13 protein-coding genes are annotated in these 14,167 nt (G+C 65.3%); 5 read left to right on the top strand and 8 right to left on the bottom strand.

Features of this window, described 5'->3' with window-relative positions; all coding sequences use genetic code 11:
• Window positions 1–115: 115 nt before the first annotated feature.
• The 7 genes from JM664_RS13820 to dusB all read right to left on the bottom strand — a co-directional run bounded on the left by JM664_RS13820 (window position 116) and on the right by dusB (window position 10,182).
• The gene (locus JM664_RS13820; RefSeq protein ID WP_227420512.1) at window positions 116–1,630 is read right to left on the bottom strand and encodes a TrkH family potassium uptake protein; all 1,515 of its coding nucleotides are present in this window, start codon (window positions 1,628–1,630) and stop codon (window positions 116–118) included.
• A complete protein-coding gene (gene trkA, locus JM664_RS13815) occupies window positions 1,630–3,006 on the bottom strand; it encodes a Trk system potassium transporter TrkA (protein WP_227420511.1) in 1,377 nt (458 codons plus the stop codon). The genes JM664_RS13820 and trkA overlap by 1 nt, the downstream gene beginning before the upstream one ends.
• Before the next feature lie 59 nt (window positions 3,007–3,065).
• Window positions 3,066–4,472: a nitrogen assimilation response regulator NtrX gene (gene ntrX, locus JM664_RS13810; RefSeq protein ID WP_319637540.1), complete on the bottom strand. Its 1,407-nt coding sequence runs from the start codon at window positions 4,470–4,472 to the stop codon at window positions 3,066–3,068.
• Window positions 4,472–6,727, bottom strand: coding sequence for a sensor histidine kinase NtrY-like (locus JM664_RS13805; RefSeq protein ID WP_227420509.1), 2,256 nt, complete (start codon window positions 6,725–6,727; stop codon window positions 4,472–4,474). The genes ntrX and JM664_RS13805 overlap by 1 nt, the downstream gene beginning before the upstream one ends.
• A 76-nt stretch (window positions 6,728–6,803) precedes the next feature.
• Window positions 6,804–8,174, bottom strand: a complete 1,371-nt coding sequence (locus JM664_RS13800; protein WP_227420508.1) for a response regulator — start codon at window positions 8,172–8,174, stop codon at window positions 6,804–6,806.
• Window positions 8,174–9,256, bottom strand: a complete 1,083-nt coding sequence (locus JM664_RS13795) for a two-component system sensor histidine kinase NtrB (protein ID WP_227420734.1) — start codon at window positions 9,254–9,256, stop codon at window positions 8,174–8,176. The genes JM664_RS13800 and JM664_RS13795 overlap by 1 nt, the downstream gene beginning before the upstream one ends.
• Window positions 9,256–10,182 carry a tRNA dihydrouridine synthase DusB gene (dusB, locus tag JM664_RS13790; protein WP_227420507.1) on the bottom strand — a complete coding sequence of 309 codons (927 nt, stop codon included), beginning with the start codon at window positions 10,180–10,182 and terminating at the stop codon, window positions 9,256–9,258. Before dusB ends, JM664_RS13795 begins: the two co-directional genes overlap by 1 nt.
• A gap of 232 nt (window positions 10,183–10,414) precedes the next feature.
• Between dusB and JM664_RS13785 the strand changes: the two genes are divergently transcribed.
• Genes JM664_RS13785 through JM664_RS13775 form a run of 3 tightly spaced genes read left to right on the top strand, consistent with a single transcriptional unit; the run spans window position 10,415 to window position 12,521 of the window.
• The gene (locus tag JM664_RS13785) at window positions 10,415–11,554 is read left to right on the top strand and encodes a bifunctional 2-C-methyl-D-erythritol 4-phosphate cytidylyltransferase/2-C-methyl-D-erythritol 2,4-cyclodiphosphate synthase (RefSeq protein ID WP_227420733.1); all 1,140 of its coding nucleotides are present in this window, start codon (window positions 10,415–10,417) and stop codon (window positions 11,552–11,554) included.
• Entirely contained in the window at window positions 11,551–12,045 is a 495-nt protein-coding gene (locus tag JM664_RS13780; RefSeq protein ID WP_227420506.1) for a phosphatidylglycerophosphatase A family protein, read from the top strand. Before JM664_RS13785 ends, JM664_RS13780 begins: the two co-directional genes overlap by 4 nt.
• Window positions 12,042–12,521: a CinA family protein gene (locus tag JM664_RS13775; RefSeq protein WP_227420505.1), complete on the top strand. Its 480-nt coding sequence runs from the start codon at window positions 12,042–12,044 to the stop codon at window positions 12,519–12,521. Before JM664_RS13780 ends, JM664_RS13775 begins: the two co-directional genes overlap by 4 nt.
• Here JM664_RS13775 and JM664_RS13770 read toward each other — a convergent pair.
• On the bottom strand, window positions 12,473–12,955 hold the full coding sequence (locus JM664_RS13770; protein ID WP_227420504.1) for a type II toxin-antitoxin system RatA family toxin: 483 nt from the start codon (window positions 12,953–12,955) through the stop codon (window positions 12,473–12,475). The genes JM664_RS13775 and JM664_RS13770 overlap by 49 nt on opposite strands.
• A gap of 94 nt (window positions 12,956–13,049) precedes the next feature.
• On the opposite strand from JM664_RS13770, the gene hpt reads away from it, so the two are divergent.
• Complete coding sequence (gene hpt / locus JM664_RS13765; protein WP_227420732.1) at window positions 13,050–13,598, top strand: hypoxanthine phosphoribosyltransferase; 549 nt, start codon at window positions 13,050–13,052, stop codon at window positions 13,596–13,598.
• A gap of 92 nt (window positions 13,599–13,690) precedes the next feature.
• Complete coding sequence (locus tag JM664_RS13760) at window positions 13,691–14,161, top strand: c-type cytochrome (protein ID WP_227420503.1); 471 nt, start codon at window positions 13,691–13,693, stop codon at window positions 14,159–14,161.
• Window positions 14,162–14,167 lie beyond the last annotated feature (6 nt).

Below are 14,167 nucleotides of genomic sequence, written 5' to 3'. Positions count from 1 at the left end.
TCGTTGTCATGGCCGCACGCAGGCGCGCACGAGGGCCGGGTTCGGGCGATTATGAACGTCGGGGAAAGATCATTCCAGTCCCGATTCAGTCCTTTAGAGTGCGTGGTATCGTCCGTCAGGCGCGCCAGAGCGCGGGATTCAGCAGCGCGATCAGGGCCAGCGTTTCCAGCCGCCCCACGATCATCGCCGCACTAAAAACGGCTTTGGCGGCGTCCGAGAGGGCGGCGTAGCTGATCGGCACCTCGCCGGTCACGTTGGCGAGCGGCCCCGTGGTGGAGAGCGCGGCAATCGTCAGGATGTTCGCGGCGCGGAAGTCGAGGCCGGTCAGCGCAAACGCGCCCGACACGACCGTGACCGAGATTGCGAACAGCATGAAGAAGATCCAGGCGAGGTAGGCGCCCTGCCTTCGGATTCGACGTGCCTCGGCGCCAGCGCCGCCGATTGAGGAGGGATGGACCAGCCGCTCGATCTCGCGCTCCCCATGCTTGTAGAGCGCGTAGACCCTGAGCAGCTTGACCCCGCCCGCCGTGGTCGCGATGCCGCCGCCGACCAGCGCCAGCCCCATGAGGATGAGCGCAGGCGTCTGCAACGCCGACCAGGACTGCGCAATCTGCCACGAACGGCTTTCGAAACCCGTCGTGGTGAGGAAGGACGCCGCCGTAAAGGCGGCGCCCCAAAGCGCCCCGATGGCGTCAAGCCCGTCCCACTGGGTCGCGCGCGGATCGAACCAGTGTCGGGCGAAAAGCAGCACCATCACGCTCGTCACCAGCGCGAGCGCCACGCGCAATTCTGGATCGGTCGCCAGCGAGCGCAGCGCCTGCGGCCGCTCGTCCGCCCGGAATGTCAGGCGCGACAAGGCGAAGACGAAGAACGGGAAGATGACAATCTCACCCGCAAAGCCGGCCCCGGACTCGGTCAGACCGCCGATAGGCGAGATGCCCGACGTCGCCATGGTCGACATCGCATGGCAGAGAGCGACGAGTGGATCTGAGCCGGCGAGGATGAGGCCAAGCCACAGGCACAGCGTCAGCGCGCTGTAGACCGGCAGGAGCTGGGCGGCGAAGCGCCGTAGGCGCTCGGCGGGATCGGCGACGTGCGTGATCGGGCCCCGCAGGATGCCGCCGCCGCCGATGCCGGTGCCGCTGCTCACCTCGAAACCGCCGAGGTTAAGCGGCGCCAGCACACCCACGGCCGTCACCCAAGCGAGGAAGCCGCCAAGCCAGCCGACCTCCGCCCGCCAGAGATGGACCGTCGGAGAAACAGTCGGCATCGAGGGCAGCAGCGTGGCGCCCGTCGTGGTCAGGCTCGAGACCATCTCGAACCAGGCGTCGAAGAGGCGGATGCCCGGCAGCGCCTCGGTCACCGGCACGGCGAGCATCAGCGGTCCGATCGTGAACGCGCCGAGGAGAGCCAGGAGATGGCTCCGCGCCGGCCGGATTGCCGGAGGCCGGTCGAAGACGATCGCGAAGAAGATGAAGACGAGGCCGAAGAGCAGCGCCGAGTGCAAAAAAGCGCGCGCGACCTCCCAGTCGCCAGTGACGGCGGCGTGCAGCGCGGGGAGGAACATGGCAAGGGTGCCATAGCCCAGCAGGATCATCAGGACCGGCAGCGACTGGAGGCGTCGGCGCATCAGAAGAAGTCGATCGACACCTGGAACAGCCGCTCCACCTCGGGAACGTCCGCCGCCAGCGCAAAAACGACGATCACGTCGCCTTCCTCGATCCGCGTCTCCGAGACGGGCTTGATGACCTTGCCGCGCTTTTCGACCGCGCCGACCAAGACCCCCTCAGGGAAGTCGATGTCGCGGATCTGCTGGCCGGCGATGGGCGAGGTGGAAAGGACCTGCGCCTCGATTACCTCCGCCTCGGCGTCGCCTATCGAATAGACACCCCGCACCCGGCCGTGGCGGATGTGGCGCAGGATCGAGCTGACAGTCGTGGCGCGCGGATTGATGTAGGCGTCGATGTTGAGCGGCGCCATCAGCGGGATCAGAGTCGGGTCGTTCACTAGGCAGATCGACATGGGACATCCGGCAGTCTTGGCACGCACCGCCGCCAGCATGTTGGTCTTGTCGTCGTCCGTGACAGCCAGCACCGCGTTCGCGCGCGCGATGTTCGCCTCGGCCAGAAGCTCGGCGTCGAGACCGTCCCCCAGCAGCACGATCGTGCGCTCGAGCGCGTCGGCCGCCCGCTCGGCCGTCGCGCGGTCCTTCTCGATTATCTTTGCGCGCGTCCGCTGGACCCGGCTCTCGAGCGTGCGCGCGACCGCCAGGCCGACGTTGCCGCCGCCGATGATGACCACCCGCTCCTGCTTCACCATGGCCTTGCCAAAGATTTCGAGCGTGCGGTTCACGTCGTCGGAATGGCTCACGACGTAGATCTCGTCATCCACGAAGAGCTGGTCGTTCGGCTCCGGCGAGAACAGCCGCCCGCCGCGCCGTATTCCCACGACGATGGCGCGGAGCGTCGAGAAGAGGTCGGTGAGCTGCCGCAGCGGCGTGTCGAGGACCGGACAGTTCTCGTCGAGCTTCAGGCCGAGGAGCGTTGCGCGGCCGCCGAGGAAGTGTTCAGTGTCGAACGCAGCCGGCGCGTTCAGCCGCCTGAGCGCTGCCTCCGCCACCTCCTTCTCCGGACTGATGACGACGTCGATCGGCATGTGCTCGCGCCGGTAGAGGTCGGAATAGATTGCATTGAGATAGCTTTGCGCTCTCAGCCGCGCGATCTTGCGCGGTACGGCGAAGACCGAGTGGGCCACCTGGCAGGTGACCATGTTGACTTCATCGGAGTAGGTCGCGGCGATGATCATGTCCGCGTCGCGCGCGCCGGCACGGTCCAGCACGTCCGGGTAGCTTGCGAAACCGGCAATCCCCTGGACCTCGAGCGTGTCGGTGGCCCGCCGCACGAGGTCGGCGTTGTTGTCGACGACCGTCACGTCGTTGCGTTCGCTCGAGAGATGTCGCGCGATCTGCCAGCCGACCTGCCCGGCGCCGCAGATGATGACCTTCATGCTCGCAACCCGCCTGTCTTCAGCTGAGCAGGGTTGTCAGAACCCCGCGCAAGGGTCAATCAAGCGTCCTCCTCGGTGCCGACGCAGGCTACCCGCGCACCCGACCGCGTCGAGGTAACCACGTTCAGCGACTTGAGCTTGCGGTGCAGCGCCGATCGCTCCATTCCGACAAAGCTGGCGGTACGGCTGATGTTGCCGCCGAATCGATTGATCTGCGCCATCAGGTACTCCCGCTCGAAAACCTCGCGCGCCTCGCGCAGCGGCAGCGTGGCGAGGCTGGCGGAGAGGACGACCTGGCTCGACCCGTTGGTCTTCCCCTCGTCTGCCGGCACCTCTTCGGCGGCGATGTCCTCCCGCTCCGGCCCGAGGATCAGCACCCTCTCGATCACGTTGCGGAGCTGCCGCACGTTGCCTGGCCACGCCATCGTCTGGAGCAGCGTCGCGGCCTCGTCGGAGAGACGCCTCAGCGGCAGACCCTGATCGCGGTTCAGTGCGGCGATGAAGTGCTCTGCCAGTCGCGGGACGTCCTCCCGACGTTCGGAGAGTGAGGGAACGTCGATCGGTACGACATTGAGCCTGTGATACAATTCACTGCGGAAGCGACCGGACTCGATCTCAGCCGGCAGGTTCCGGTTGGTGCTCGAGATCACCCGGACGTCGACGCCAATGCGATCAGTGCCGCCGACGCGGGTGAACTGCTGTTCCGTCAGAACACGCAGGACCTTGGACTGCGCCCCAAGCGGCATCTCCGCCACCTCGTCCATGTAGAGGACGCCGCCGTCCGCCTGCTCCAGAAGGCCGGGCGCGAGCCCGCGTTCCACGCTCTCCCGGCCAAACAGCAGTTCTTCGACCCGCCCGGGCTCGACCGCCGCGGAGTTCAGCACGACGAATGGCTTGTCCGCCCGGCCGGAATTGGCATGGATGTAACGCGCGGCACTTTCCTTGCCCGTTCCCGGTTGTCCCGTCAGCATCACGCGCCCGTTCGACCGCGTTACCTTGTCGAGCTGTGATTTCAGAGTGTTGAACGCAGGGCTTGCCCCGATCATCTCGACCGCCGCCGCATCGCCGCGCCTTAGTTCGCTGTTCTCGCGACGGAGCCTTGATGTCTCCATCGCCCTGCGAACAACCACCGTCAACTGGTCGATGTTGAAGGGCTTTTCGATGAAATCATAGGCGCCCTGCTTAATCGCGGCGACGGCGATCTCGATGTTGCCGTGCCCGGAGATAATGACGACGGGGATCGAAGGGTTGTGCGACTTCACGTGCTTCAGGATGTCGATGCCATCCATCCGGCTGTCCTTGAGCCAGATGTCCAGGATCATCAGTCCTGGCGGATCCTTCTGCAGTTCCTCGAGGCACTGTTCCGAGTTGGCGACAGTTCGCGTGCCATAGCCCTCGTCCCGCAGGATATCCGAAACCAGTTCCCGGATGTCTCGCTCATCATCCACGATCAGAATGTCGCCCATCATGCCCCTCCAACTGCCATGCTTCTTGTCTTTGCCTCAGGCGCGGCGTCGGTCGTCGGAAGCAGGATTTCCACACATGCGCCGACGTGGCCGCTTTCGTCCCAGGCGGGTGCGTCGCCCAGACGCATCGTTCCGCCATGTTCCTCTACGATCTTGCGCACGATCGGCAGGCCGAGCCCCGTACCCTTCTCGCGCGTCGTGACGTAGGGCTCGAACAGACGCGCCCGATCCGCCGGCAGCCCGATCCCGTTATCGGCAATCGTCAGCCGCGCCTGCCTTTCCTCGAGCGCAAGCCGAACCTCGATCCGCGGAGCGAAACCATCTCCCCGATCTCTCCGGGCTTCAAGTGCTTCGCCAGCGTTCTTAATAAGGTTTGTGAGTGCCTGTCCCACGAGCGTGGAGTCCAGATCCATGCGCACCGGGTGGTCCGGCAATTCCAGCGTGAACTGCACCGCCTCCTGCGCTGCATCCTGCAACGTTACCGCGTCGCGGACCAGATCCCGCAGGTCGTTTCGTGTGCGTTCTGGCTGCGGCATCCGGGCGAACCTCGAGAACTCGTCGACAATTCGACGCAAGTCGTTGGTCTGACGAACAATTACATCAGTCATTCGGTCAAAGGTGGCGGCGTCTTCCTCATTCGCCGGCCGGAATTTGCGCTTTATCCGTTCGGCAGAGAGCTGGATCGGCGTCAACGGGTTCTTGATCTCATGAGCGATGCGACGTGCGACGTCGCCCCATGCCGCCATCCGTTGCGCGGTCACCAGGTCGGTAACGTCATCGAAGGCAACGACATAGCCCTCGAGATTGCCGTTCTCGCTCCGCCGCGTCGACATCCTGACCAGGAGGTTCTCGACGGCGCCTTCGCGGCTTATGGGAATTTCCTCCTGCGCCAACTCAGCGCCGCCAACTTGCAGGCGGTCGAATAGCGCAGCAAACTCCGGCACCGCTTCGGCCAGTGCGACCGCATGACCGTCCGCCTCCTCCATTCGCAGCAGGCGCTCCGCCGAACGGTTCACGAAGGTCACCCGTCCGCCGGAGTCGAGGCCGACGACGCCCGCAGTGACGGAGGCTAGCACCGAGTCGAACAGACGGCGACGCCGCTCGATCTGCCGATTGGTAGCCAGCAGAGTCTCACGTTGCGCCTTCAGTTGTCGCGTCATCTGGTTGAAAAGGCGCCCAAGCATCGCAATTTCGTCGTCGCCTCGCACCTCGCGCACATGGACATCGAGGTCACCCGCGCCGACCCGCTGTGCGGCGCCAGCGAGCTGGCCGACCGGGCGCGATAGCCGCTCCGCAAACCAGAGGCCGAGCCAGATGGCCGCGAGGATCAGGATGACCGCGAAGCCCAAATAAAGCAGACCGAATTCAAACAGTATTCGCCCGCGCTCGCTCTCGAGCTGATTGTAGAGCCGTACCGTCTGCTGGGTATCATCGAGCAGGGCGAGAAGCTGGCCATCGACCTCCCGGCTGACGTAGAGAAAGCGGTCGTTGAACGACGGCATGGAAACGAGCGCCCGGAACTCGTTCGTGTCCCAGTCCTCGATCACGACGAGCCCCTCGTCCCGAGCTGCCTCGATCTGCTCTGGCGCCGGCCGCTCGAAGTCGAAGAGGTACGAGCGTTCGCCGCGCGCCCGGATCTCGCCACTGCCGTCGATCACGTAGGCCTCGCGCAGTCCACGCTGGATCTGGTTCTGGCCCTGCGTGAGCAGCCTCCGGATATCGCCGTCGAAAAGAAAGCCGGCGGCACGACGGTTTGCCTCCAGGTACTCGGCGAGCACCGTCGCATCCTGCCTCAGGTCCCGGCGCTCGTCTTCCTCGTAGGCTTCCGCGGCGGCGAGCGATGCGGCGACGGCGCTTCGGACGCGGTCGGAGAACCAGCCTTCCAGCCCGACGTTGATCGTGAGGCCGGCGAATACCGCCACTGACACCGTCGGCGCCAGCGCGACGAGCGCGAAGACGCCTGTCAGGCGAAGATGGAGGCGCGATCCTGCAGACTTGGCACGGCGCGCGGCGATCATTCCGGCGATCCGGCGCATCACCAACGCCGCCACGACCAGCACGTACACGAGGTCTGCCAGCAGGATCAGTCGCAGGGTCAGCTGTGAGTTGACATGGTCCAGCGGGCCCAGCACCACGAAGGTCGCGAAGACGAGGATCGGCCCTAGCAGGACGAGCCCGAGCGTCGCTGTACTCCGCACATTGCGGTCCTGCGCAGCCGCGGAAAGCCGCTGCAGGCTCACGCTTCTAAGACGCATTCTCACCGTGCCGCCACCGCCCGTCTCGATCAGGTGGCTTCGATGAGATCCATCCGCCACTCTTGGTGTTGCCGGTTTACATCAACTTGCGCCTTCGTGTCACGCGAATATCGAGGTCGGTGATCTTCTTGCGCAGGGTATTTCTGTTTATACCCAATAAGTCTGCGCACTTGGCCTGATTTCCTCCGGTCGCGTCGAGGGCAATCTCTATAAGCGGCAATTCAAGCTCGCGGAGGATCCGCTGGTAGAGACCAGGTGGCGGAAGGATCCCGCCGTGGAGGTCGAAATAGCGCCGGAGGTTTTTTGCGACGGCCGCCGAGAGCTTGTCGCCCTCGCCGCTGCCGGTCATCGGCTCGATCGCCGGCTGGTTGCCCAGCACCTGTTCGATCTCCTGCCGTCCAATCTCCTCCTCGCCCTGCGTCACGACGAGCCTGCGAATGGTGTTCTCCAACTGACGCACGTTTCCGGGCCACGAATAGGCGCGGATGAGGTTTAAAGCCCCGTCAGAGATCCGGCGAAGGCCGAGGCCGTCTCGTTCCGCCCGCGCAAGGAACGAGGCCGCAAGCAAAGGAATATCGTCAACGCGATCTCGCAACGACGGCACGGCAATGGTGACGCCGCCGAGACGGTAGAAGAGATCTTGCCGAAAGCCGCCGCCATCTATCGCGTCCGCCAGGTCGCGCTGGCTGGTGGCCATGACGCGCGGACCCGTCTCGACCAGACTGTCGAGCATCCGGACGATGCGCGCCTGAGCCTCCATGTCGAAATCGCCGATCTCGTCAAAGACGAGCGTGCCATTCCTGGCTCTCGCGAGCACAGCGGCGGGCCCGTCGATGCTGACCATGTCCGCGGCGGTCACCACCAAGAACGGGAGGGTGCGGCGATCCGAAAAATCGTGGATCGCGCGCGCGATCAGCGACTTTCCGGTGCCGGATTCGCCAGTGATCAGAACGGGTAGGTCGGCGTTCATTATCTTCGCTACGAGGCGATAGAGAGCCTGCATCGCCGGTGTGCGCCCGACGAGGGGCAGATCGTCCGCCGGTTGCGACTCCGGTGCCGCTCGACGCGCCCCCGCCGCCCGACGCTTCACGTCGAGCGCACGCGCGGCACGCTTCAGCAGGTCCGGCAGGTCGAATGGCTTCGGCAGGTAGTCGTAGGCGTCCGCCTCGGTGGCCTGGATGGCGGTCATGATCGTGTTCTGCGCCGAGATCACGATCACCGGCAGGCCTGGACGCCGAGAGGCGATGGTAGGAAGGGCCTCCAAGCCGTTGCCATCAGGCATGATCACGTCCGAGATGACGAGGTCCCCCTTGCCCTCATCGACCCAGCGCATCAGCGTGACCATCGACGAGGTGGCATGCACCTTGCATCCCGCCCGGGTTAGCGCCTGCGTCAATACCGTGCGTATCGTGCGGTCGTCGTCGGCGACCAGGATCGTGCCGTCCATCAGTTCCCCTTCCTATCGCCATGGTCTTTCGGCGCGACCGGCAGCGAGATGCGGAACGCGGTCCGCCCCGGAACCGAGTCCACGGCGATCCATCCATCGTGCTCCGACACGATCTTCGACACCAGCGCCAGCCCCAGACCCGTCCCGTTCTCGCGGCCGGAGACGAAGGGCTCGAAGACCTCGCGGGCGATCTCTGGCGGCAAGCCCGGACCGTCGTCGACGATCTCGACCTGCAGTGGCAGTGTCGCGCCCGTGCCGTCGCTGCGTCGCAGTCTCAGGGACGGCTCGTAGAACGTGCGAATCGTTACCATTCCACCTTCCGGCCCTGCCGCTTCGGACGCGTTCTTCAAAAGATTGAGGAACACCTGCAGCATTTGGTCGCCGTCGACCCATGTCGGCGGCAACGACGGGTCATAAAGCTCGACCACGTGCATCTTCGCCGCGAAACCCACGGAGGCGGACCGGCGCGCACGGTCGAGCAGATCGTGGACATTGACGACCTTTCTTACCGGAGGCCTGAGGTTGCCAAACTGCTCCACCTGCTCGAGCAGCTTGGTTACCCGTCGCGTCTCCGCAACGATCAAGTCCGTCAACTCCCGGTCCTCGCCACTCAGATTCATGCTCAGAAGTTGAGCCGCGCCCGCGATTCCCGCGAGCGGGTTCTTGATCTCGTGCGCGAGCATCTCGGCCATGCCGATGGCGGACCGCGCGGCTGATTTAACTGAGTGCGACCGCCCGAGCCTGGCCGCGATGTGCCGCTCCTCCATCAGCAGGAGCAGATGGTCACGTTTTCCGACCACCGGCGCTACCTGCACGTTGCAGACCACCGGCGGGCGGTTCCCGGACCCGACGTCCACATTGTTGATGAAGAGAGGGCTCTCGTCGCGCCTCACCCGCGCCAGCGCCTCCTCCATTGGCGCGTCGATCGCCAGCCGATCGAACAGCGGGACATCCGCGAGGGAGCGGAACGACGCATTCAGAAACTGTTCCGCCGCAGGATTGAGGTTTAGGATGAGATCGTCCGGGCCAAGGTGAAAAACCGGCATCGGCAGCGAGATCCAGATGGTATCGGCGGTCAGCATCATGCCGCAAGCGCCTCATCAACCACCGCATTCTGGAGCATGCGGTGGATCCGCTGCGGTGTGTCCTCAGTCAGCAGGCTGCGCCGAATCTGAGGATCCGTGCCGGCGGCGTCGAGGTACCAGCCGAGGTGCTTGCGCATTGTCTTCACGCCCGTCTCGCGGCCGTGGAACAGGCACGCCCTCTCGTGATGATCGGTGATCACTTCCACCAGCTCGGCGGCGCGCGGCGGGCGTGGCTGGCGAGTTCCTGCCAGATGTGCCGAGACATCGCGCAACAGCCACGGGCGGCCCTGCACTCCCCGGCCGATCATGACGCCGTCCGCGCCGCTCGCACGCAGCGCCTCTTCCGCTCCAGGCCCGTCCAGAATGTCACCGTTAACGATCACCGGCACGGTCACAGCTTGCTTCACCCGGGCGACCGCCGCCCAGTCGGCGCGACCTTTGTAGAACTGGCATCGCGTGCGGCCGTGCACGGTGACCATCCGCACGCCCGCGTCCTCGGCCCGTCTTGCGAGGTCTGGCGCATTCAGCGCGGTTTCGTCCCAGCCGAGACGCATCTTTACCGAAACCGGAACCTCGACCGCGGCGGTCACAGCCTCGATGAGGCTGACGGCGTGATCCAGATCCCGCATGAGCGCTGACCCGGAATAGCCGTGCACCACCTTCTTTGCCGGGCAGCCCATGTTGATATCGATGCGCCGCGCTCCGCGTGCCTCAACCAGCCGCGCCGCCTCGCCCATCCAGTAGACATCGCGCCCGGCCAGCTGCACCGCGGTCCGCTCGTGTCCATGGCCGAGCTCGGCGCGGTCCCGCGCGCTGGGACGCGCCTGCACCACTTCCTGGCTCGCGACCATCTCGCTCACCAGCAGATCAGCACCGAACCGCGCCACCGTCTCGCGAAACGGCAGGTCCGTGATGCCGGCCATGGGGGCCAGTACGACCAGGGGTTCGCCACAGGCCGCCGGATATCGGGTCAAATGATCAATCCTTGTGCACTCGGCTCGGAGTAGCCCTGATGGCCGCAGCTCGCAACCGACGTATGGCTTCGGATCGGCGGGAACCGTCTTGTGCCTAATTTTTGAGCAGTGGCTTCTTGCCATGGCGATGCATTGTTCTCTCCGCAAGCCGAGTCTAGACAACGGCCAACAAGGGGCGGGAATGGCAACAGCTGCCGTAATCGTGGCTGCAGGGCGTGGAACGCGCGCCGGGGGCGGCCTTCCGAAGCAGTGGCAGAGCCTCCGCGGCCGTACCTTGGTTGCGTGGGTGCTCGAGGCGTTCCGCGTGTCGCCGCTCGTCGACCGGATTTGCCTTGTGCTGCATCCCAACGATATGGACCTCGCCGCCGGTTATCTGGGGCATCCTGACGTACAGGTCGCGGCAGGCGGGACGACACGAGCGGCATCCGCGATGCGCGGACTGGAGGCGCTGGCCGCCTTCCGTCCCGATCGAGTCCTCATCCACGACGTCGCGCGGCCCCTCGTGAGCCAGGAACTGATCGCAGCGGTTGCTCAGGCGCTCGAGCAAGCCGACGGGGCCGCGCCCGCCCTCCCCGTCACTGATGCAATCTGGCGCGGCGGCGAGAGCGACGTCGCGGAAATTCTCGATCGCTCCGAGCTTTGGCGGGCGCAGACGCCGCAAGGCTTTCATTACGACAAGATCCTGGCAGCCCATCGCGCTCACTGCGGCACGCCGTCAGATGATGTCGAGGTAGCCATTGCGGCGGGGCTGGACGTCCGCATCGTCCCGGGCGAGGAGAGGAACCTCAAGATAACAGGCCCTGACGATTTTGCGCGGGCCGAGAGAATGCTGGAGAACATGATGGACGTGCGGTGCGGAAACGGCTTCGACGTGCACCGTTTCGGATCTGGCGATCACGTGATGCTCTGCGGCGTCAGGATCCCGCATTCCGCTGGTCTCGTGGGGCATTCTGATGCTGACGTCGGGTTGCACTCGATCACCGACGCGATCTATGGCGCGCTCGCCGAGGGTGACATTGGCCGTCACTTCCCTCCGACGGACCCGCAGTGGAGGGGTACACCATCTCGCCTCTTCCTCGAGCACGCGGTCGGTCGAGCTCATGCGCAGGGCTTTCGCATCTCGAACATCGACTGCACGCTCGTATGTGAAGCTCCCAAGATCGCCCCGCATGCGGCTGCGATGTCGAAAGAAATTGCCTATCTTGCGGAACTAGGTGAGGATCGGGTCAGCGTGAAGGCGACGACGTCGGAAAGGCTCGGCTTCACTGGTCGCGGAGAAGGCATCGCTGCCCTCGCCACCGTCACGCTGGTCTCGCGATGAGCCTCTGGATCTCGACCCTCTTCGGCATCGGCTATCTGCGCCCCGGCCCCGGCACCTGGGGCTCTGCCGTCGCAGTCCTGCTCGCCTGGCTCCTGCATGGCCTCGGAAGTTTTCCGCTCCTGGCCCTTGCCACGCTCTTGGCCTTCCTCGGCGGCTGGTGGGCGGTCGCGGACGCGACGCGCGGCGCCTCGGACCACGATCCGGGCGAGATCGTGGTGGACGAGGTCGTTGGCCAATGGATCGGCCTCTGGCCACTCTCCGCGGGCCTCTGGTGGGCGGGCTTCGAGGGTTGGACGTTTCCCTGGCCCGGCTGGGTCGGCGCATTCCTGCTGTTTCGCCTGTTTGACATCTGGAAGCCGGGGCCGGTCGGCTGGGCGGATCGGCGCGGCGATGTCTTCGGTACGATGATGGATGATGTGATCGCCGGTTTTCTCGCCGCCATCGTGGTTGCCGCGGCGGCGTACATAGCCCACGCGGTGGTGATGGCATGACGACCGCTGAAGATGTCATCATGGCCGCGCGTCGCACGAGAGCCACCCTCGCCCTTGCCGAAAGCTGCACCGGCGGACTGCTGGCCAGTGCGCTGACGGCGGTAGCAGGTGCGTCCGACGTCTTCGACCGGGGTTTCGTGACCTACTCCAACCACGCCAAGCGCGAGATGCTTGGCGTCGAACAGGACGCCCTCGACCTCCACGGCGCGGTCTCTGAGGAAATCGCACTGCAAATGGCGCGTGGCGCCCTTGCCCGCTCAGGCACGTCGCTCGCCTTGTCGATCACAGGCATCGCCGGACCGGGCGGCTCCGGGTTCAAGCCCGAGGGGCGCGTTTGTTTCGGCATTGCCACCAAACGCGGCGCGACGACCGAGACCGTGGAGTTCGGCGCCCTCGGCCGCACCGGCGTCCGGGCGGCTTCGGTGAATTATGCGCTGGACCTTCTGCTCGCCGCACTCGCGCCGCCGGAGCCATAGAGCGCCGCCGCGCGCCGCTCGAAGGCCCGGACGATCCGCTGCATCGCGTCGTTAAAGACGACTCCTATTACGCCCTGCAAGACCCTGTTGCGGAATTCGAAATCCACGAAGAAGTCCACCTCGCACCCTTCCGGCGCGTCGCGAAAGCGCCAGGTGCTTTCCATGTAGCGGAAGGGGCCGTCGAGGTACTCGGTGTCGATCTTTCTCTCGCCCGGCCACAGCGTGACGCGGCTGCCGAAGCGCTCGCGAAAGACCTTGAACGAGATGACGAGATCCGCGTCCATCACCTCATGATCGCCCTCGTCGCGCCGGTCGCGCACGCGCGCCGCAGCGCACCAGGGAAGGAACTGCGGGTAGCTCTCCACATCGGCGACGAGAGCGTACATCTCGTCAGCTGTGTATGGCAGTCGGCGGATCTCTGAATGCGTCGGCATGACGCGAGCTTAGTTCCCCCCAACGCAGCCGCAAGGGCCGGCTTTACTGCCGCGTCGCCTCGCGCTAAGCGGCCCCGTGTCACGAGGGAACGGGATGCGCACCGACTACGTCATCGACGAAATGATCTCTGCCAAGGCGATCGCGGCGCGGATCGAGGAGCTTTCGCGCGAGATCCGGACTGCCTTTGCAGGCACCGACAAGCTTGTGGTCGTGGGCCTGCTGCGGGGCTCCTTCGTCTTCATCGCCGACCTGGTGCGCGAGCTCGACCTGCCGGTTGAGGTCGATTTCCTCGAAGCCTCGTCCTACGGCTCGTCGATGGAGAGCAGTCGCGAGGTCCGCATCCTTAAGGATCTGCGTGGCAAGATCGGCGGCCGCGACGTGCTGGTCGTCGAGGACATCGTCGACACCGGCTACACGCTGCACCACGTGCTGCAACTGCTCCGCACGAGGGGCCCGCGGCGGCTGGAGACGATTGCGCTTCTGGACAAGCCTACGCGGCGCGAGGTTGACGTGAAGGCGACGTGGACCGGCTTCGAGATCCCGGACGAGTTCGTGGTCGGCTACGGCATTGACTATGCGCAGCGGAACCGGAACCTGCCCTACATCGGGAAGGTGCGCTTCATCGAGACCTCGGCCGACTGACGTCACGCCTGCGTTACGTGCCGAATTTCCTATAGGTAAATCGCGGTGGTCGGCTACGCTCGCCCCGCGAAGATGCAAAATGGGAGAGTTCGATGACGCGCGCCTTCTACCTGTTCCTCGCCGCCGCTGCACTGACAGGTCCCGCCTTGGCGCAGGACACGGAGGATCCGGCGACCGTTGCTCACGAGATGCGCGAGAGGCAAATGCAACTCTTCGCGTACAATCTCGGTCCTCTGGGTGGCATGGCGCGCGGCGATATCGCTTTCGACGGCGAGACGGCCGCGCTGCACGCCGGCAACATCGCATCGCTCGCGAGCGTTGATTTCTCACCTTACTGGGTCGAGGGCTCGAGCAATGAGGAGTTGGAGGATAGTCGGGCGCTGCCGGCGATCTGGGAAAATTTGGAAGATGTGGAGCAGAAGCGCCTGAACCTGGTCGAGGCGGCGCAGGCGCTGGAGGCGGCGGCCGGTGAAGGGCCTGAGGCGTTCGGCGCGGCGTTCCGAAATGTGGGACAGGCCTGCGGCGGGTGCCACGAGGACTACCGCGAACCCGACGAGGACTGACAGGCA

The organism is Roseitranquillus sediminis (assembly GCF_016918935.1).
GTDB classification, from domain to species: domain Bacteria; phylum Pseudomonadota; class Alphaproteobacteria; order Rhodobacterales; family Rhodobacteraceae; genus Roseitranquillus; species Roseitranquillus sediminis.
The sequence above is the reverse complement of the archived record's forward strand: the minus strand, read 5'-3'. Positions and strand labels throughout refer to the sequence as shown.